The following is a 19,572-nucleotide window of genomic DNA, read 5'->3' on the forward strand; positions in this document are numbered from 1 at the left end:
TTTTCAACTCCCATAAATTACTTAAGCAATACCATAAGCAAAGCCTTAAAAATATCTGCCCTTGTTTCATTTATATTCTTAGAACTCTGAAGGGTTCTATCATTTATTGCAACCTTAGTAAGATTTGCTGCTTTCTCATCTATGATATTATGTTCAAGTAAATTATCTACAATGGCAGCTGCATTATGGTATGTAATCCCTGTACCTATCTCATCATAAATTAAATCTCTTCTATCAGCATGAACTTCATGAATTACTTTTTTTATTACAATGTATCCACCACCACCTCTTCTACTTTCAATTAAATATCCTTTTTCATAGGTAAATCTAGTTGTTAAAACATAATTTATCTGTGATGGTGCACACTTAAACTTATCAGCTAACTCATTTCTTCTTATTATTAAATTGTTATCTTCTGTTTGGTCTAATAAATCCTTTAGAAAATATTCTATTGAATCTGACAATTTAGCCATATATATCACTCCTCAAAATTTGACCTTTACTGACCTTAATACACAATATATATTAATACATTTGACATACTTAATCAATGTAATACACTTATTCATCTATTATTTTTATTTAAATCTCCTTAAATAAATTCAATTCAAATAAATTATTCTTATATTTTATGTTTATTTATATTATATGTGTCAATAATATAAATAATTTTTATAGGAGGATTTTTAATGAATATTTATTGGTTAGGTCATTCTTGTTTTTTAATAAAAACTAATCTTGGAAAACGTATATTAATGGATCCATTTGATATAGATATAGGATATATTCCCTATAAAGGTGATGTGGACTTAGTTACTATAAGTCATATGCACTTCGATCATAATTGTACAAAATACATTAATGATGAAGCAAAAGTATTAACAGACTTAGTTGATTATCAAAATACCTTTTGCAAAGTTAAATCATATTTATCTTTTCATGATGATTGCTTTGGATTAAAACGTGATAAAAACTTCATATTTAAAATTCTTTGTGATGACATAACACTTTGTCACTTAGGAGATTTAGGACATATACTTTCTTCTAAAGTTATAAAGCAACTAGGCCATATAGATATATTATTTGTTCCTGTAGGAGAACATTTAACTATTTCTGTAGAAAATCTAAAAAAGGTAATCCTAGATATAAATCCTGGTTACGTTATTCCAATGCATTATAAAACTGCAAAATTAAGTTTCTATTTAAATACTGTAGATAAATTTCTAATGGAAATGAAAGGTTTTAAAATAACTCATGATCAGGTTTTATCAGTAAATCCTGAATCAATTCCTGAAAATACTACAATAAAAATATTAGAACTTACTTCTGAAGATATGATATAAAAGACTATATGCAAACTCCATTACTTAGGAATTTGATATAGCCTTTTTCTTTAGTGAAAGTCTTCTAAATCAACCTCTATAATTTCTTTTCCATGATGAGATAAGTATTTATTTATAACAGGGATTACTACATCTAAATGTTGAGTAAAATCTACTATAATATCACCTTCTTTGGCCATTGATATTGCCTTTTTGATAGCTTCTTCTTCATCTATTATTGATAATACTTCTACTGATTTATTTTCAACTTCATTTATCCCACTTTTTATTAAATTAGTTATTTCTAATTCCTCTCTTCCCCTTCTATCAAAGGTTTCTTTTATTATAATAGTATCTGAATTTTTTCCTGCTATTTTTCCTAATTCTTTTATGTATTCATCAAGCCTATCTCCTGGTGATGAAACTATAGAAATTATCTTATTTCTTTTGATATTATTAGCTAAGTAAAATAATTCCTCAAAGGCTTCTGGATTATGACCATAGTCCAATATAATCTTAAAATTTTCAAGTTCAATTATGTTTTGTCTTCCAATATTGTTATAGACATCACACTCTATATTTTTTAAGGAATCCACTACTTCCCTTAAATTTTTATGTACTTCATATATAGCAGCTATAGATACCAAAATATTATTTATATTAGTTTTTGAATTACCATTATGAGTAAACTTAAAATCTTTTATATTAGAGATAATATTTTTATCTTTACCATCAAAAAATATTACATTTTCATCCTCTACGAACCAAGCTTCCTTACCATTTTTCATGTGTTTTTCAATATATTCATTCTTTTTAGAATTAAATAAAACTAAATTTTCTTTTGTCTGTAGAACTTCATATAGCTTTGGTTCTGCCTTTATTATTACTTTTCCTTCTGGTAAAACTTCTCTAGTTGTAATTAATTTTATATCTAGTAAATCATTAATATCTTTTATTCCATCTACCCCTATGTGGTCCTCTGCTAAGGATGTTATTATGGCAACCTTAGAATTTTTAAATCCTAATCCCTTTCTTAAAATACCACCTCTAGCAGTCTCTAAAACCCCAACTTCAACCTGTGGATTGGTAAGAACCTTTTTAGCACTATAAAATCCTGTAGTATCTCCCTTCTTTACAAACTCATTATTTATAATTATTCCACCAGTCATAGCTAATCCAGAGAAATACCCTAAATTCTCAAAACCTTTGTATATTAATCTTGAAGTAGATGTTTTACCATTAGTTCCTGTTATAGATACTATAGGAATAACTCCATTATTTATTAAATCCAGATTATAATTTTTATTTTCATAATCCTCTTTACTTATTCTCTTAGAATTAACTCCATACCCTACTATTATTTCATCATCCTCTTTAAAGAAGTCTATTTTTTTCTTAGAACACTCTTCTAATAAGTTATACTCCCAAATCCGTTGCTTTTTAGCTACAGCTTCATTTAATAATTTATCTGCACTTACTCCCTCTATTAAGCTTTCAATTATAAATAAAGCTAATTCCTTATTAGAGTAAGTTAACCACGCACATCCTCCAAACTCATTATATATAGCCTCTTTTAAGGTACCTTCAATATTCATCTTTCTGCATATGAACTCATAATCACTTATTAACCAATATAATCTTTTTCTTTCAGATTCCTCTATGTCTATAAATATAAGATTTTCTTCTCCCTTTATATTTCTCCCCTCTAGAACTCTTAAATCCTTTAGTTTCAAATCACTCACCCTTCCTACCATTTTTTATATTATATTTTTCCAACACTCTCCTACATTTATTCAAAATTTACTTTAAAATAAAAAAAGCAGCCTAAAGCTGCAAAAAAAAAGATCATCCGAAGATGATCTTTAATAATATTATTCTTGAACTGGTGCACCTACTGGACAAACATTAGCGCAGTTTCCGCAATCGATACAAGTATCTGCATCTATAACGAATTGAGTATCTCCTTGTGATATTGCATCTACAGGACACTCAGCAGCGCATGCTCCACAGCTTACACATGTGTCTAATATTTTGTATGCCATAATAAAACACCTCCTAAAATGTTGGTATAAAAATACCATATTTATATTATCATATTTTTGCTAATTTTTAAAGTATTTAATATCTCTTTTAAGCATATTTAGCCTATTCTAGTAAAATTAGAATTAACATGCTAAAGAATACCCCTATACCGTATTAAAAATTTAATTTTAATTATCTTTTATTAGATTTTTAATTAATGCTTTATCCGCTTCATCAGTAATTTCTAATCTAATGTTTGTATCCTCTACTTCACCTTCATAGCTACCTGAGATTAATTTTACATCATACATTTTAAAATCCTGTATAATCTCTTCATTTTTTCTTGGTAATTTAACTCTTACTAATTCCTTTAATACGTTGTTACCTACTACTTCACCTTTTCCAAGTTCAGTCTCAACTACAGATCCTACTCTAGGAAGTTCTTTTCTTATTTCTTCATATGTGCTTTGCTCATAATTTAAACAACACATAAGTCTTCCACATATTCCTGATATCTTAGTTGGATTTAGTGATAAACTTTGTTCCTTAGCCATTTTTATTGAAACTGAAGCAAAGTCTCCTAAGAATGTAGAGCAACAAAGAGGTCTTCCACATGGTCCAAGTCCACCTATCATTTTAGCCTCATCTCTAACCCCTATTTGTCTAAGCTCTATTCTTGTCTTAAATATAGTTGCTAAATCTTTTACTAATTCTCTAAAGTCAACTCTACCCTCTGCAGTAAAGTAGAATATAACCTTATTATTATCAAATGTATATTCTACATCTATTAGTTTCATTACTAAATTATGTTCTTCTATCTTCTTTAAGCATATTTCAAAAGCCTCTGTCTCTTTAGCTTTATTCTCCTTATGCTTATTTATATCTTCCTCTGTAGCTAATCTTAATACAGATTTTAATGGTGCAACGATATCCTCTTCACTAATTTTTCTTATACCAATTACACATTCTCCAAATTCAATACCTCTAGCAGTTTCAACAATTACGTTTTGACCCTTCTTTATCTCTATACCATTAGGACCAAAGTAATATATTTTACCAGCTTTTTTAAATCTGACTCCTATTACTTCTATCATTTTTATTCCTCCAATATACTAATCAGCATACTATCTAAAGTTAGCCATAAATTAGTATTACTTTTTAAATTATTTCTGGCCTCATTAACTACTTTTATTATCCTATTTAATTTATTATAGGATAAATTACTAGCTATTTCTCTAATACCATCTATTTTATCTCCATTTATTATGGACAAGTTGCTTTCTATTTCCTTAAATATAATTGAGTCTCTGGCAAAAATAGTTATGGTCTCTAAGATTTCCTCTTCGTTACCCTTCATGCTATAAAATTTATCAGAATATTTTATAGGAACTTCTATTTTCCCATGCCCAATATCTTTTAACATATCTATAACTGTATTTCTTATATCCTTAAAAATATCATCATTCATGAATTTATCAACTCTTCCTGGGATACCTTCACTAAAAGATATAAGAGTTCTATTTAATTCATCATCTATTCCATTATACTTTTTAGATATATATAAATTAATTTCCTCTTTACTAAGAGGTGCTAACCTATGTATTTGACATCTAGATCTTATAGTTTCTAATATAGAATCAATATTACTACTTAAAATTATTATAAAAATACCTGTAAGAGGTTCTTCTATGGTCTTTAATAAAGCATTTTGTGCTGCAACTGTAAGCTTTTCTCCATTATGAATTATTATAACCTTTCTATCACATTCATAAGGTTTTTTATTTGCCTCAGCTATAATATTTCTTACTAAATCAACACCAAAAGAGGCCTTTTCAGATTTATAATGAACAATATCTACATGTTCTCTCTGTGATGGTATTCCTAAAATCTTATAAGCAAATTCATCTGCTAAAAGACTTTTTCCTATTCCATCCTCACCAATAATTAAATGAGCATGGGAAAGTGCATTTTTACTTACACTTTTACTAAATCTATCTCTAACTTTATTGTGACCTATCATTTATGCACTTTCCTTTCTATTTTAAATCTTTATAAATTTATCTACATCAACAACAAATATTGTAGCTCCTCCAACCTGCACTTCCATAGGATATGGTATATACACTCCACCTGGTTCAGAAACACTTGCAGATGAACTTACAACGCCCTTTCTTGTTTGGCATATATCTTTTATTATACTTATAACATCATCAACCTTTTCTTTTTGAACCCCAGCTAAAAGTGTAGTATTTCCTGATTTTAAAAATCCACCTGTTGTAGCTAATTTAGTTACACTATAACCTTTCTCATTTAACGCATCAACTAAATCTAAAGCATCATCATCCTGAACTATAGATATTACTAATTTCATAACACGTCCTCCTCACATCTCTACCCTAAAATTCAAATTTATGTTTTAAATAATTATATCATTATTTACAACCCTTAACCAAACCTTATTATTGCTTTAATTTCATAAGTTATATAATTTACTTTTTATTTAAAATTAATATTTTTAATAGCTAAGTTATTTTATGCTCTTTATGCCAAAACCAGCTAAAATAACTCCTACTATAGTAAGAACTTTATGTACTCCATATGTATCTATATCAGAAACCGCTAAGTATATTCCTACTAATATTATTAGAAATCCAATAAAAGTTAACTTTAATGCATTTTTCATATTATTTTCCCCCAGATTATTTAGAAGTTTTTCTTATTACATCATATATTTCACTTATACATTCTTCTAAATTGTAATTGTTATATTTCTTAATTATATTGTTATTTAGTAATTTATCTTCACTAAAATCTTCATTATCTGCCAAAAATCTTCTGCACATCTCATTATAATTAGGACTTTTCTGTTCTCTCTCTCTTTTTAATGCTCTTTCAAGTCTAACTCCATCATCTAAGTCTATGTAAAGTGGTACTAATTTCTCATCTCCAAAATATTTTCTAAACTCAGAATAAGCCTCTAAAGTTACAATAACTATATAGTTATTTTCTTCTAAGTTTATTTGTCCATCATCTACAGTTAGGTAATACCATTTTCCGTGAACAGTATCATAAACTCTACATTCTATTATCTTACCTTCTCTATTAAAATCATCTAGCTTTTCCTTATCTATAAAGAAATATTCCACTCCATCTGTTTCATTATTTCTTTTAGGTCTAGTTGTATATGTAACTATAGTTTTTAAATTTAAATCTTCAACCTTATTTATCTCTTTTAAAATAGTATCCTTACCAGAACCACTTTTCCCCATTATGCAAAATATTTTACCCATAACTACTCCAATCTATATAAACACGTTTTTTTCTCTAAAAATATATTAAATAAATTCTATAAAACTCCCTAAAAAGTTTTATGTAATAATTTTAATACAAGGATTATTATATCAAATAATCTTCTAATCCGTTTATTTAATAAATTAAAAAGGTTGTACCAAAATCTTATAAATAAAAAATACTTATTATATTCTTTATTTAACTCCTAACTTCGATACAACCTAACTAATATATTCTTTAAGTATTTACTTATTCTTTATTACCTTAACTTTTTTATCCTTTATACCTATTAAATCTACCTTGCTTTTCATATACTCATTAAGTAATTTAATATGTCTTTCTTCTATCACTTCTCCCATTATTATCATAGGAACTCCTGGTGGGTATGGAACTATACTCTCTGCTACAATTTTACCTACAGCATCATTTATATTAATTCTTTCATATTCTAAATCTAAAACTTCAAAAGGTTCTAATTTTTTCTCTGGTAAATCTGTTAAATAAAAATCTATTTCTTCATCTTTAAGACAATTTATATCACAAGATTTTAAAGCATATTTTAAAATTTTAAAATCTTCTTCAGTATTAAATGGTGACGGTATTAAAACAACATTTTTATTATCACTCATTTCACACTGTATATTTTTACTTCTTAAATAATCTAATAGTTTATTACCATTTAAATTTTCCCTTAAGTTTAGTACTATTCTACTGTTATCTATCTTAATATCATTTATCTTAATATTTTTTTCTAACTCATTAATTAAAAATTCCTTATCTAATATTTTAAAATATGATAAGTCCTTAATATCATTTTTAAAATCCTCTATGATCTTAAACAAGTTATTATATGCCTCTTCACCATGTTCTTCTAAAAAGTTTCTTGAATAATCTAAACTCATCATAAACATATATGAAGGGCTAGTACTCATAAAAATATTTTTATAAAATTCTATTTCTTCAATAAAATCCTCATTGTTAACATGCATCCAAGCAGTCTGTGTTAAACTTGGTAAAGTTTTATGAGCACTCATTACAACTATATCAGCCTTTAATTCTTGTACACTTTCAGGCAATAAGTTGTTAAATCCAAAGTGTGCTCCATGAGCTGAATCTATTCCTACTTTTAAATTTGCTTCTCTAGCTATTTTTATAGTCTCATCTATATTAACTCCTACGCCATAATAATTAGGGTATGTTAATATTATTCCTTTTAAATCTTTATTTAAACTTATTTGCTCTTTTAAATGATTTAAATCAATTCCTACTGGTGCTTTTAGTTTTGAATGAAATATATTATTTATAAAAACTGGTTTTAATTTTCTCATTATTATTCCATTCATTATACTTTTGTGGCAGTTTCTTTCTACTAAAACTTTATCTCCTTCTTTAAACAAAGAAAATATCATTATTAAATTTCCACAAGTACTTCCATTAACTAAAAAATAACTCTTTTTACTTTTATATAACTTAGAAAGTTTATCCTCAGCTTCTTTAATTATTCCCTCTGGATGCTGCAAGTTATCTAATCCTTCAACTTCAGTTAAATCACCTTGTAAAAGTATTTCTTCAAATCCCTTAAAGCCTCGTCCATTCTTATGACCTGGCATAGAAAAAGGTACTATTTCTTCTCTTAAGTACATTGATATTCCATTAATTATAGGAATATTTCTCAAAGTTAACCACTCCTCTGTTATCCTAATTTTTTCTTATAAACTTCTTCTTTTAATCTATTTTTATAAAACTCATAGAATTCACTATTAATATCACAACTTATAGCTTTTTTCTCACATTCTGTGCATATTAATTTTCCTCTTATCATTATACCATGACCCTCTTTGCCACAAATTATACAAATTGACTTATTCATAGATAACACTCCTTAAATCTCTATTCTTCTATATTTTTTCCATATAATATTTTTCTATACATAATTCAGCTGGAAAAATATTTAAATAAATAAAAATTAATATTTTTTCTATTGTAGCACAAACTAATCCTATAAATATTTAGGAGGTTTTTTCAATGAGACAGGAAGTTATTTCTTATTTATCTACAGAAAAAGAAGCTCTCTTTAATCTTTGTAAGTTTCTGCATGATAATCCCGAAGATAGTTACAAAGAATATGACGCTTGCAAATATATATGTAATTTCCTAAGAGATAGAGATTTTGATGTAAGAGAAAAATTTTTAGATTTAGATACTGCTTTCTATGCTAAGAAAGGAAATGGATACCCTAAAATATGCTTTTTATGCGAATATGATGCTATTAAATCTAAGGGAGGACATATAACAGGTCATAATCTTCTTACTACTATATCAATTACAAGTGCCTTAGGATTAAGCAAGGTAATTGAAAAGTCTGGTGGAACAGTAATATTAATAGGATGTCCTGGAGAGTATTTAGGTGGAACTAAGTCTACTTATGTTAGACAAGGTATTTTTGATGATATAGATGTGGTATTAACAGCTCACCCAGATATAGTAACCTCTGAAAGTGGTACTTCAAAGGCAATTATACCCCTAAAAGTAACTTTTAAAGGTCATGATGGATTAAGTTTCTTAGATTTTGATAGTTTTACATCTTTAGATGGTACTATGCTAACTTTTAATGTAATAAACGCTTTATCTAAGGGCTTCTGTAAGAAAGCTAACATACACACTATTTTATCTCAAGGAGGCGTTACACCTCTTCTAAGACCTGTTGAATCAGAAGGTAAATTATATATAAGAGCAGAAAGCACCAAAACTGCAAAATGTATTGAAAATAAAATAAGAAACATTGTTGCTTGTATTTCTGACACAATGAACTTAGAAAGTTGTGTTGAACTTTATGAGCCACCTAATGAAGAGCTTTTATCTAATCAAGTATTAAATAGATTATATAGTCATAATTTAAAAGAAAACGGAATAATAAACATAGGAAAACCAAGAGATATAGATGCTGGTCTTTCATTAGGAACTGTAAGTCACAAGGTACCTTGTATTCATCCTTATATAAACATAGTTGATAATGTAAATATTGATTATGGAACTAAAGAATTTGCAGATGCAACAATATCATCCTTTGCTCAAGAACAAGCACTTTCAGCTTCTTATGCCCTTATTTCAACAGCCTTAGATCTTATAGAAAGCGATTTTCTTCTTTCAGAGGTTAAAGAAACCTTCAATATGTCTAAGGAAAATTTATATTAAAAAAAGAGAGTCTTAAGACTCTCTTTTCTTAAATAGCTAAGTTTTTTTCTAATTTATCAACAAGTGTTTTACTTGGCTTAAAATAGAATTTATTATATCCATCACCATTTTTATATATACAACAATAATGACCTGTTCTATCTAATAAACTACACACATATTTCTTACAAGAAGAAGTTTTAAAATCCTTTGCTTCTTTAGAATAATCTTTACCTAAATAAACAATGTTATTTAACTTTATGTTCTCTAAAGTTGATTGCTTATTAGCTTTCACCTTATGAATCATTAGTTGATTAGCTACTATGGAATATTTATAACTTGTCTTACATTTTCTATACTCTCTAAAGAATATAACTAATGTTAAAACTAGAAATATTGGATCTGTTATTGTCTCTGCATTAAAAGACTCAAATTTAATATTGCCAAAAAAATTAGATAGGCTTATAGCTAAGCTCATGCAAACTATACTAATTACAATAGCTACATCCCTTCTTTTTTTGACAACTTCCTTATGCATAGTGCCCATTTAAAAATCCCCCGACTTTTAATATTATAAACAAATCACATTATACTAATTTTCAAAAATTAATTCTACCTAGATAAGTGTAAAATTTTATTGATTTTAATCTTAATTGCTCATATTTAAAGTTTATAGTAATTGTATTGCTTGTACCTCTTTATTTCTATTACTTTCTTTGTTATATCTAAGCTAATTATAAAAATTATCTTGATTTTATTTTAAATAACTTGTTTAATGATAATTGAAACAAAATATAACTTAATGCTTTGGGAGGGAGAAAATGATTCAGATATATAAATCTTTAAGTGAAAATGATGGGACTTTAAAGAAAATTGCTTCCCTTGAACCAGGTTGTTGGGTTAATATAATAGCACCTTCTCAGGAAGAATTACTTCTTATTTCTAAAAAAACAGGAGTTCCTTTAGAATTTTTAAGAGCACCTTTAGATGATGAAGAAACTTCTCGTATAGAAATTGAAGGAGATTTTATATTAATAATAGTCGATATTCCTTTTACAGAAATGGAGGATAACTCCTTAACATATGATACTTATCCATTAGCAATAATTCATACAAAAAATGAATTAATTACTGTATGCTTAAAAAATAGCAAGGTATTAACCGACTTCTCTTCAAACAAAGTTCGTAATTTTTACTCATTTAAAAAATCAAGATTTATTTTACAAATTCTAAACAGAGTTTCTACATATTATCTTTTATACTTAAGACAGATAGATAAGAAAAGTATTATGATAGAAAAACGTCTTCATAAATCAATGAAAAACAGAGAGTTAGTACAATTGCACTCATTAAGTAAATCCTTAGTATATTTCTCAACATCCTTAAAATCTAATGAAATTACATTAGAAAAGATGTTAAAACTTGATGTTATTCAAAGATATGAAGAAGATAAAGATGTTTTAGAAGATGTAATAATAGAAAATAAACAGGCTATTGAGATGACTGATATTTATAGTAACATTCTAGGTAGTACCATGGACTTCTTTGCTTCTGTTATTTCTAATAACCTAAACATAGTGATGAAAGTCTTAGCTTCAGTTACAATCCTTATGTCTACCCTTACAGTTATCTCTGGTATATACGGAATGAACTTTGACTACTTGCCACTATTACACCATCCATATGGATTCCATATAATAATGACTTTATCTGTAATACTTTGTGGTGTAATAGCATTTATATTATATAAAAAAGATATGTTTTAAATTTATCTGTAACCATAAAAAGATTTTTGCATATAATTAACTAAAAGATTATTGAGAGCAATTTATGCTCTCTATTTTTTTAGGAGGTTTTATGGTTAAATTTCAAAAATTAAAAATTGGTGATACTATAGGTATTGTTTCCCCTGCCAGTGGAGATAGTGCTGATGTAATAAACTATAATATATCCTCATTTAAAAATCTTGGCTTTAAAATTAAAGAAGGAAAATATTTAAGAAAAAAAAATGATTATCTAGCTGCTTCTGACAAAGAAAGAGCTGAAGATTTAATGGAAATGTTTAAAGATAAAGAAGTTAAAGCAATAGTAGCTTATAGAGGTGGGTATGGATGTATAAGAATGTTACCTTATTTAGATATGGGAGTAATTAAAAAAAATCCTAAAATTTTATGTGGTTATAGTGATTTAACAGTTCTCTTAAATTATTTATCTCAAAAGACAGGCTTAATAACATTTCATGGACCTATGATAAATTCTAAAATTAGTTCAGATGAAATAACTAAAAATAGCTTTCTATCACTGCTTACTGATGAGAGCAATTTAATTAACATATCTACAAAGGATTTTAAGGTGGAAAATAAGGAACTATTTAGAGGAATTCTTTGCGGTGGAAACCTAACTATGATATGTAGCACCTTAGGAACTCCTTATGAAATAAATACTCGAAATAAAATTCTCATGATTGAAGATGTAAATGAAGAGAATTATGCTATAGATAGATACTTAATGCAATTAAAACTTTCAGGTAAACTAGATTCTTGTAGAGCTTTTTTAATAGGCCATTTCACCCCATATAATCCAAAAACAATTAATACTATACTTTCTATACTATTACCATATAAAAAACCAATTATATATAATATTCCTTTTGGTCATGACTATCCTAATATAACCTTACCAATAGGATCATCAATTCTTTTCGACGCAGCTAAAGATAAACTAATAATAAAATATTAAATGTTTCTTATGGTTAATAGTGAAGTCAATATTCTAGCTAAGGATAAACTAATATCATAACCATCGATAAAACATGTAGATTGCACTAAGGCTATAAGAATTTATTAGCTACCACATAAAATGTACTTTTATTTATAATAAGATTTAAGAAGAATAAAAGAGAGAGTTCTAGCTACTGCATAACATTTACTTTTATTTATGCTAAATAAACATTAAAAGGGACATGTTAATATGTACATTTTAATGTTTAATGAAAAAAGTGGATTTATAAAATATAAATCCACTTAATTCTTAGTGTTTGGAATAAAATTTAGTGTGTATATGTAAATTTCTGCAAAGCAAAAACCTCAGTAAAGTTACTGAGGTTTTTTATGGAGGCGCCACCCGGATTTGAACCGGGGAATAAAGGTTTTGCAGACCTCTGCCTTACCACTTGGCTATAGCGCCACACTGGTGGCTCGAGCAGGAATCGAACCAGCGACACGAGGATTTTCAGTCCTCTGCTCTACCGACTGAGCTATCGAGCCTTACCACCAAAGAACATTTGCTCTTCACAAGTATTAATTATATAGATATATAGCTAATATGTCAATACATTTTTTAAAAATTTTATGATTTTTTTTATAAAAATATATTTATTAGATTAATATATAACAAAAAATACATTATAAAGCCACTAAAAAGCTCCTTTTCTAAAAATAACATTAATTTAACTTAAAAATATTATTTTTATGTGATAAAGACTTCACTCATATTGAATTAATTAGTAAATTACTATATTTTAATTTTGAATTACTTTTCTACAATTTATTTTCATAATCTATTTTTATGATTTATTCTTATAACTTATTTTTCTATACCTTATTTTTTTATACATTACTTTTTATTAATTAAATTTATAACTATAATTTAATATTTTAACCACACTATATTGTATTCTTAAGAATAAAAAGTGTTCCTTAATTTTAAACTTTTTATTAGATAATTTCTTAAAATTTATCCACAAGTAAAACAAGAAAAAATTTATCAACAGAAACTTATACTATTTATAATAACGTAAATACTACTATAGTCCTAAAAAGTATTAAAGATAATAAAAAGAAAAAAACTATTAAAGCTGTTAAATTAATATTTGAAAATTAACTCAAATTATATATAGAAAGAATATAAATTCTAAAAGACAAATCTTTTTTTATTTAAATTTTTATTTAAAAATATAAGATTCTATTAATAAATATATTCTCTTATATTCTTATCTTATTTTTAATGTAATTATGATTTTAAACTTAATTTAAAACTCAAACCGCATAAACTTAACTTCACAATCTTAAGACATAAATTTAAATATTATAAATCTTATTAAAAATAATCTAAACTATAATATAATAATTCAACTTGCTATAGGACAAGTATTACTACTCAAAAGTTATCCACAAATATATTTTATATTTTAATTCAATAAATTCTGTGGATAATTTTTAAAATAAAAATATCCACAGGAAAATCTAATTTTAAAAATTAAACCTTTCATGTGGATATTATAAAAATTACAAAATAAAAAAGCTTGAATTAAAATTCAAGCTTTATCTTACCTAGCGACCATCTACTCTCCCACACAGTCTCCCGTGCAGTACCATCGACCGTTAAAGGCTTAACCGTCGTGTTCGGAATGGGAACGGGTGTTACCCTTAAACGCATCATCACTAGATTTGGCTCCTCGAAGAGGACTCGAACCTCCAGCCTATCGGTTAACAGCCGAGTGCTCCACCATTGAGCTATCGAGGAATACTGACCTGGCGACCACCTACTCTCCCACACAGTCTCCCGTGCAGTACCATCGGCTTCTAAAGGCTTAACCGTCGTGTTCGGAATGGGAACGGGTGTTACCCTAAAGAACATCATCACCAGATTATTAGAAATATTTTGTTTTTTCAAAATTGCACATAATTAATACTATATTTGGTCAAGCCCTCGATCTATTAGTATCGGTCAGCTGAACATGTTACCATGCTTACACCCCCGACCTATCAACCTTGTGTTCTTCAAGGGATCTTACTAGCTTACGCTATGGGAAATCTCATCTTGAGGTTGGCTTCACGCTTAGATGCTTTCAGCGTTTATCCATTCCCGACTTAGCTACCCAGCTGTGCTCCTGGCGGAACAACTGGTACACCAGAGGTCAGTCCATCCCGGTCCTCTCGTACTAAGGACAGCTCCTCTCAAATTTCCTACGCCCGCGACGGATAGGGACCGAACTGTCTCACGACGTTCTGAACCCAGCTCGCGTGCCGCTTTAATGGGCGAACAGCCCAACCCTTGGGACCTACTTCAGCCCCAGGATGCGACGAGCCGACATCGAGGTGCCAAACCTCCCCGTCGATGTGGACTCTTGGGGGAGATCAGCCTGTTATCCCCGAGGTAGCTTTTATCCGTTGAGCGATGGCCCTCCCACGAGGTACCACCGGATCACTAAGCCCGACTTTCGTCCCTGCTCCACTTGTGGGTGTCGCAGTCAGGCTCCCTTCTGCCTTTGCACTCTTCGAACGATTTCCGACCGTTCTGAGGGAACCTTTGGGCGCCTCCGTTACTTTTTAGGAGGCGACCGCCCCAGTCAAACTGCCCACCTAACAATGTCCTGTGACCAGATTCATGGCCGCCAGTTAGAATTTCAGTACTGTCAGGGTGGTATCCCAAGGTTGACTCCACCAAGGCTGACGCCCTGGTTTCCTAGTCTCCCACCTATCCTGTACAGACAATACCAAAACTCAATGCTAAGCTACAGTAAAGCTCTACGGGGTCTTTCCGTCCAATCGCGGGTAGCGAGCATCTTCACTCGCACTACAACTTCGCCGGATTTACAGTTGAGACAGTGCCCAAGTCATTACGCCATTCGTGCGGGTCAGAACTTACCTGACAAGGAATTTCGCTACCTTAGGACCGTTATAGTTACGGCCGCCGTTTACTGGGGCTTAAGTTCACACCTTCGCTTGCGCTAAGTGTTCCCCTTAACCTTCCAGCACCGGGCAGGCGTCAGCCCCTATACATCAGCTTACGCTTTAGCAGAGACCTGTGTTTTTGCTAAACAGTTGCTTGGGCCTATTCTCTGCGGCCTACTCTCGTAGGCACCCCTTCTCGCGAACTTACGGGGTCAATTTGCCGAGTTCCTTAACTGTAATTCTTCCGCCGGCCTTAGGATTCTCTCCTCACCTACCTGTGTCGGTTTGCGGTACGGGCACTACTTCTCTCTCTAGACGCTTTTCTTGGCAGCGTGGAATCATGTACTTCGGTTCCGTGGAACCTTCCCCATCACGCCTCAGCATTATGAGAGCGGATTTGCCTACTCTCACTGCCTAAACGCTTAGACTAGCATCCAATAGCTAGCACACACTATCCTCCTGCGTCACGCCATCGATAATAACGATGGTAGTGGTACTGGAATATCAACCAGTTGTCCATCACCTACGCCTTTCGGCCTCGGCTTAGGTCCCGACTAACCCTCAGCGGACGAACCTTCCTGAGGAAACCTTAGGTTTTCGGCCTGTGGGATTCTCACCCACATCTCGCTACTGATGCCAACATTCTCACTCGTAACCAGTCCACCGCTCCTTACGGTACGACTTCAGCCCGGTTACGACGCTCTCCTACCGCTTGAACTAAGTTCAAGCCCGTAGCTTCGGTGGTAAGTTTAGCCCCGTTACATTTTCGGCGCAAGATCTCTCGACTAGTGAGCTATTACGCACTCTTTTAATGAATGGCTGCTTCTAAGCCAACATCCTAGTTGTCTTAGAAATCTCACATCCTTTCCCACTTAACTTACACTTTGGGACCTTAGCTGACGATCTGGGCTGTTTCCCTTTTGACCACGGATCTTATCATTCGTAGTCTGACTGCCGAGCTCAAAGTATGTGGCATTCGGAGTTTGATAAGGTTCGGTAAGCGCTATGCCCCCTAGCCCATTCAGTGCTCTACCTCCACTACTCATACTCGACGCTAGCCCTAAAGCTATTTCGGAGAGAACCAGCTATCTCCGGGTTCGATTGGAATTTCTCCGCTATCCACAGCTCATCCCATGCTTTTTCAACAGCAACGTGGTTCGGTCCTCCACGAGGTTTTACCCTCGCTTCAACCTGGCCATGGATAGGTCACCCGGTTTCGGGTCTACGGCATGCAACTAGTCGCCCTATTCAGACTCGGTTTCCCTTCGGCTCCGTACCTTAAGTACTTAACCTTGCTACATACCGTAACTCGTTGGCTCGTTCTACAAAAAGCACCTCATCACCCTCATAAGGGGCTCTGAGCGGTTGTAGGCACACGGTTTCAGGTTCTATTTCACTCCCCTCCTGGGGTTCTTTTCACCTTTCCCTCACGGTACTGCTTCACTATCGGTCATCAGGTAGTATTTAGCCTTGGGAGGTGGTCCTCCCTGCTTCCCACAAGGTTTCACGTGTCTCGTGGTACTCTGGATCATAACTCGATTATACTAGCTTTCATTTACAGGACTATTACCTTCTACGGTGGAACTTTCCAGTTCTCTTCAATTAGCCATTACTTCTCTTTATGTTATGTCCTCAACCCCGGAAACAAGTTTCCGGTTTGGGCTCTTTCCCTTTCGCTCGCCGCTACTAAGAAAATCGATTTTTCTTTCTCTTCCTCCAGGTACTTAGATGTTTCAGTTCCCTGGGTTACCTTCATTAAGTTATGTATTCACTTAATGATACATGGGGTTTCCCATGTGAGTTTCCTCATTCGGAGATCTTCGGATCTCAGGCTATGTGCGCCTACCCGAAGCTTATCGCAGCTTATCACGTCCTTCATCGGCTCCTGATGCCAAGGCATTCACCATGCGCCCTTTGTAGCTTGACCTATATTAGTTATAGTTCTCATTTTACAAAGAATAGAAATTGGTTTTGCCAATTTGGCTTGTTGTTTCTATATTAATTTATGTGCAATTTTCAAAGAACAATGGTGGGTCTAAATGGACTCGAACCATCGACCTCACGCTTATCAGGCGTGCGCTCTAACCACCTGAGCTATAGACCCACATATGGTGGAGGTAAGGAGATTCGAACTCCTGACCCCCTGCGTGCAAGGCAGGTGCTCTCCCAACTGAGCTATACCCCCATATTTAATCGTTGCTCTCACAACGCATATTATTTTATCAAGAAACTTTTTCGTTGTCAATACTTTTTTGTAGTATTTTGTCGAATTTAGTCTCTCAAAATTAAACAGAGATATTATCCAGAATTCATTGTCATCTTAGTTGTCCTAAGATGTATTCCTTAGAAAGGAGGTGATCCAGCCGCAGGTTCTCCTACGGCTACCTTGTTACGACTTCACCCCAATCGCTGACCCTACCTTCGGCCGCTGCCTCCTTGCGGTTAGCTCACGGACTTCGGGTATTGCCAACTCTCATGGTGTGACGGGCGGTGTGTACAAGACCCGGGAACGTATTCACCGCGACATTCTGATTCGCGATTACTAGTAACTCCAGCTTCATGTAGGCGAGTTTCAGCCTACAATCCGAACTGAGACTGGTTTTTAAGTTTGGCTCCACCTCGCGGTATTGCATCTCTCTGTACCAGCCATTGTAGCACGTGTGTAGCCCTACACATAAGGGGCATGATGATTTGACGTCATCCCCACCTTCCTCCTGGTTAACCCAGGCAGTCTCGCTAGAGTCCTCAACTTAATGGTAGTAACTAACGACAAGGGTTGCGCTCGTTGCGGGACTTAACCCAACATCTCACGACACGAGCTGACGACAACCATGCACCACCTGTCACCTTGTCCCCGAAGGGATTTCCTCGATTAAGAGTAATGCAAGGGATGTCAAGTGTAGGTAAGGTTCTTCGCGTTGCTTCGAATTAAACCACATGCTCCGCTACTTGTGCGGGTCCCCGTCAATTCCTTTGAGTTTTAATCTTGCGACCGTACTCCCCAGGCGGAATACTTAATGCGTTAGCGGCGGCACGGAGGTGTTGAAACCCCCACACCTAGTATTCATCGTTTACGGCGTGGACTACCAGGGTATCTAATCCTGTTTGCTCCCCACGCTTTCGAGCCTCAGCGTCAGTTACAGTCCAGAGAGTCGCCTTCGCCACTGGTGTTCTTCCTAATCTCTACGCATTTCACCGCTACACTAGGAATTCCACTCTCCTCTCCTGCACTCTAGATAACCAGTTTGGAATGCAGCACCCAAGTTGAGCCCGGGTATTTCACATCCCACTTAATCATCCGCCTACGCTCCCTTTACGCCCAGTAAATCCGGATAACGCTCGCCACCTACGTATTACCGCGGCTGCTGGCACGTAGTTAGCCGTGGCTTCCTCCTTGGGTACCGTCATTATCTTCCCCAAAGACAGAGCTTTACGATCCGAAAACCTTCATCACTCACGCGGCGTTGCTGCATCAGGGTTTCCCCCATTGTGCAATATTCCCCACTGCTGCCTCCCGTAGGAGTCTGGGCCGTGTCTCAGTCCCAATGTGGCCGATCACCCTCTCAGGTCGGCTACGCATCGTCGCCTTGGTAGGCCGTTACCCCACCAACTAGCTAATGCGCCGCGGGTCCATCTCATAGCGGATTGCTCCTTTGGTTAAATGATGATGCCATCTTTCAACGTTATGCGGTATTAATCTTCCTTTCGGAAGGCTATTCCACTCTATGAGGCAGGTTACCCACGTGTTACTCACCCGTCCGCCGCTAATCCGTTTCCCGAAGGAAACTTCATCGCTCGACTTGCATGTGTTAAGCACGCCGCCAGCGTTCATCCTGAGCCAGGATCAAACTCTCAATTTAAAAGTTTAATCTATACTCATATTACTTATAAAAGAATTGCTGGTTTATGTTAATATCTTCTGTTTAATTTTCAAAGACCATTTCTTTGTCGCCCTCAAGCGACTTTCTTAGTTTAACATCACTTTGAAACTTTGTCAACAACTTTTTTCAAAACTTTTAATTTGTTTTGTTAAGTTGTTTCTGTGTCTCTTAGCGACGAGATTTATCTTACCATCATAAGCAATAACA

Annotated in this window: 15 protein-coding genes, 5 tRNA genes and 4 rRNA genes; 4 read left to right on the top strand and 20 right to left on the bottom strand. The window is 32.8% G+C overall.

Features of this window, described 5'->3' with window-relative positions; genetic code table 11:
* Window positions 1–17 precede the first annotated feature (17 nt).
* Complete coding sequence (locus tag CPF_RS13445; protein WP_003452250.1) at window positions 18–473, bottom strand: CtsR family transcriptional regulator; 456 nt, start codon at window positions 471–473, stop codon at window positions 18–20.
* A 216-nt stretch (window positions 474–689) separates the two neighbouring features.
* On the opposite strand from CPF_RS13445, the gene CPF_RS13450 reads away from it, so the two are divergent.
* Window positions 690–1,343, top strand: a complete 654-nt coding sequence (locus CPF_RS13450) for an MBL fold metallo-hydrolase (protein ID WP_003479254.1) — start codon at window positions 690–692, stop codon at window positions 1,341–1,343.
* A gap of 50 nt (window positions 1,344–1,393) precedes the next feature.
* Here the strand turns inward: CPF_RS13450 and CPF_RS13455 are convergent, their stop codons facing one another.
* From CPF_RS13455 to CPF_RS13490, 9 genes are all read right to left on the bottom strand, one after another.
* Window positions 1,394–3,076: a Mur ligase family protein gene (locus CPF_RS13455; protein WP_011591134.1), complete on the bottom strand. Its 1,683-nt coding sequence runs from the start codon at window positions 3,074–3,076 to the stop codon at window positions 1,394–1,396.
* Between the two features lie 117 nt (window positions 3,077–3,193).
* On the bottom strand, window positions 3,194–3,364 hold the full coding sequence (locus CPF_RS13460) for a DUF362 domain-containing protein (protein WP_003452217.1): 171 nt from the start codon (window positions 3,362–3,364) through the stop codon (window positions 3,194–3,196).
* A 168-nt stretch (window positions 3,365–3,532) separates the two neighbouring features.
* Window positions 3,533–4,438, bottom strand: a complete 906-nt coding sequence (locus tag CPF_RS13465; RefSeq protein WP_003452261.1) for a PSP1 domain-containing protein — start codon at window positions 4,436–4,438, stop codon at window positions 3,533–3,535.
* 2 nt (window positions 4,439–4,440) lie between these two features.
* Window positions 4,441–5,364, bottom strand: a complete 924-nt coding sequence (locus tag CPF_RS13470; RefSeq protein ID WP_011591135.1) for a DNA polymerase III subunit delta' — start codon at window positions 5,362–5,364, stop codon at window positions 4,441–4,443.
* 21 nt (window positions 5,365–5,385) lie between these two features.
* Window positions 5,386–5,715, bottom strand: a complete 330-nt coding sequence (locus CPF_RS13475) for a cyclic-di-AMP receptor (protein WP_003459310.1) — start codon at window positions 5,713–5,715, stop codon at window positions 5,386–5,388.
* 156 nt (window positions 5,716–5,871) lie between these two features.
* Complete coding sequence (locus CPF_RS15045) at window positions 5,872–6,027, bottom strand: hypothetical protein (protein ID WP_003452252.1); 156 nt, start codon at window positions 6,025–6,027, stop codon at window positions 5,872–5,874.
* A gap of 16 nt (window positions 6,028–6,043) precedes the next feature.
* The gene (locus CPF_RS13480) at window positions 6,044–6,634 is read right to left on the bottom strand and encodes a guanylate kinase (protein WP_003459338.1); all 591 of its coding nucleotides are present in this window, start codon (window positions 6,632–6,634) and stop codon (window positions 6,044–6,046) included.
* Window positions 6,635–6,880: 246 nt separating this feature from the next.
* On the bottom strand, window positions 6,881–8,311 hold the full coding sequence (locus CPF_RS13485; RefSeq protein WP_011591136.1) for an aminotransferase class I/II-fold pyridoxal phosphate-dependent enzyme: 1,431 nt from the start codon (window positions 8,309–8,311) through the stop codon (window positions 6,881–6,883).
* Window positions 8,312–8,328: 17 nt separating this feature from the next.
* On the bottom strand, window positions 8,329–8,505 hold the full coding sequence (locus CPF_RS13490) for a sigma factor G inhibitor Gin (protein ID WP_003452260.1): 177 nt from the start codon (window positions 8,503–8,505) through the stop codon (window positions 8,329–8,331).
* Between the two features lie 155 nt (window positions 8,506–8,660).
* Between CPF_RS13490 and CPF_RS13495 the strand changes: the two genes are divergently transcribed.
* The gene (locus CPF_RS13495) at window positions 8,661–9,830 is read left to right on the top strand and encodes an amidohydrolase (protein WP_011591137.1); all 1,170 of its coding nucleotides are present in this window, start codon (window positions 8,661–8,663) and stop codon (window positions 9,828–9,830) included.
* Window positions 9,831–9,858: 28 nt separating this feature from the next.
* On the opposite strand, the gene CPF_RS13500 is transcribed toward CPF_RS13495, so the two are convergent.
* Window positions 9,859–10,356 carry a hypothetical protein gene (locus CPF_RS13500; RefSeq protein WP_003459375.1) on the bottom strand — a complete coding sequence of 166 codons (498 nt, stop codon included), beginning with the start codon at window positions 10,354–10,356 and terminating at the stop codon, window positions 9,859–9,861.
* Window positions 10,357–10,630: 274 nt separating this feature from the next.
* On the opposite strand from CPF_RS13500, the gene CPF_RS13505 reads away from it, so the two are divergent.
* Together CPF_RS13505 and CPF_RS13510 are read left to right on the top strand one after the other, a co-directional pair.
* Entirely contained in the window at window positions 10,631–11,575 is a 945-nt protein-coding gene (locus CPF_RS13505; protein ID WP_003459363.1) for a magnesium transporter CorA family protein, read from the top strand.
* A 91-nt stretch (window positions 11,576–11,666) separates the two neighbouring features.
* Window positions 11,667–12,548: a S66 peptidase family protein gene (locus tag CPF_RS13510; RefSeq protein WP_011591138.1), complete on the top strand. Its 882-nt coding sequence runs from the start codon at window positions 11,667–11,669 to the stop codon at window positions 12,546–12,548.
* Window positions 12,549–12,920: 372 nt separating this feature from the next.
* On the opposite strand, the gene CPF_RS13515 is transcribed toward CPF_RS13510, so the two are convergent.
* From CPF_RS13515 to CPF_RS13555, 9 genes are all read right to left on the bottom strand, one after another.
* Window positions 12,921–12,995 (bottom strand) — tRNA-Cys (locus CPF_RS13515).
* A 4-nt stretch (window positions 12,996–12,999) separates the two neighbouring features.
* A tRNA-Phe gene (locus CPF_RS13520) sits at window positions 13,000–13,075 on the bottom strand.
* Window positions 13,076–14,138: 1,063 nt separating this feature from the next.
* Window positions 14,139–14,256, bottom strand: a 5S ribosomal RNA gene (gene rrf / locus CPF_RS13525).
* Between the two features lie 2 nt (window positions 14,257–14,258).
* Window positions 14,259–14,333, bottom strand: a tRNA-Asn gene (locus CPF_RS13530).
* Window positions 14,334–14,339: 6 nt separating this feature from the next.
* Window positions 14,340–14,457: ribosomal RNA gene (gene rrf, locus CPF_RS13535) — 5S ribosomal RNA — on the bottom strand.
* 50 nt (window positions 14,458–14,507) lie between these two features.
* Window positions 14,508–17,411 (bottom strand): 23S ribosomal RNA (locus CPF_RS13540).
* 100 nt (window positions 17,412–17,511) lie between these two features.
* A tRNA-Ile gene (locus tag CPF_RS13545) sits at window positions 17,512–17,588 on the bottom strand.
* Window positions 17,589–17,593: 5 nt separating this feature from the next.
* A tRNA-Ala gene (locus CPF_RS13550) sits at window positions 17,594–17,669 on the bottom strand.
* Window positions 17,670–17,831: 162 nt separating this feature from the next.
* Window positions 17,832–19,344 (bottom strand): 16S ribosomal RNA (locus CPF_RS13555).
* Together the 16S, 23S and 5S rRNA genes with 3 tRNA genes alongside form the textbook arrangement of a ribosomal RNA operon.
* Window positions 19,345–19,572: the final 228 nt, after the last annotated feature.

Source organism: Clostridium perfringens ATCC 13124 (genome assembly GCF_000013285.1).
GTDB lineage: Bacteria > Bacillota > Clostridia > Clostridiales > Clostridiaceae > Sarcina > Sarcina perfringens.

Excerpts from the sequence above, each read along its gene's own strand:
- CPF_RS13445 (WP_003452250.1), bottom strand. The coding sequence starts at position 473 with ATGGCTAAATTGTCAGATTCAATAGAATATTTTCTAAAGGATTTATTA.
- CPF_RS13450 (WP_003479254.1), top strand. The coding sequence starts at position 690 with ATGAATATTTATTGGTTAGGTCATTCTTGTTTTTTAATAAAAACTAAT.
- CPF_RS13455 (WP_011591134.1), bottom strand. The coding sequence starts at position 3,076 with ATGGTAGGAAGGGTGAGTGATTTGAAACTAAAGGATTTAAGAGTTCTA.
- CPF_RS13460 (WP_003452217.1), bottom strand. The coding sequence starts at position 3,364 with ATGGCATACAAAATATTAGACACATGTGTAAGCTGTGGAGCATGCGCT.
- CPF_RS13465 (WP_003452261.1), bottom strand. The coding sequence starts at position 4,438 with ATGATAGAAGTAATAGGAGTCAGATTTAAAAAAGCTGGTAAAATATAT.
- CPF_RS13470 (WP_011591135.1), bottom strand. The coding sequence starts at position 5,364 with ATGATAGGTCACAATAAAGTTAGAGATAGATTTAGTAAAAGTGTAAGT.
- CPF_RS13475 (WP_003459310.1), bottom strand. The coding sequence starts at position 5,715 with ATGAAATTAGTAATATCTATAGTTCAGGATGATGATGCTTTAGATTTA.
- CPF_RS15045 (WP_003452252.1), bottom strand. The coding sequence starts at position 6,027 with ATGAAAAATGCATTAAAGTTAACTTTTATTGGATTTCTAATAATATTA.
- CPF_RS13480 (WP_003459338.1), bottom strand. The coding sequence starts at position 6,634 with ATGGGTAAAATATTTTGCATAATGGGGAAAAGTGGTTCTGGTAAGGAT.
- CPF_RS13490 (WP_003452260.1), bottom strand. The coding sequence starts at position 8,505 with ATGAATAAGTCAATTTGTATAATTTGTGGCAAAGAGGGTCATGGTATA.
- CPF_RS13495 (WP_011591137.1), top strand. The coding sequence starts at position 8,661 with ATGAGACAGGAAGTTATTTCTTATTTATCTACAGAAAAAGAAGCTCTC.
- CPF_RS13500 (WP_003459375.1), bottom strand. The coding sequence starts at position 10,356 with ATGGGCACTATGCATAAGGAAGTTGTCAAAAAAAGAAGGGATGTAGCT.
- CPF_RS13505 (WP_003459363.1), top strand. The coding sequence starts at position 10,631 with ATGATTCAGATATATAAATCTTTAAGTGAAAATGATGGGACTTTAAAG.
- CPF_RS13510 (WP_011591138.1), top strand. The coding sequence starts at position 11,667 with ATGGTTAAATTTCAAAAATTAAAAATTGGTGATACTATAGGTATTGTT.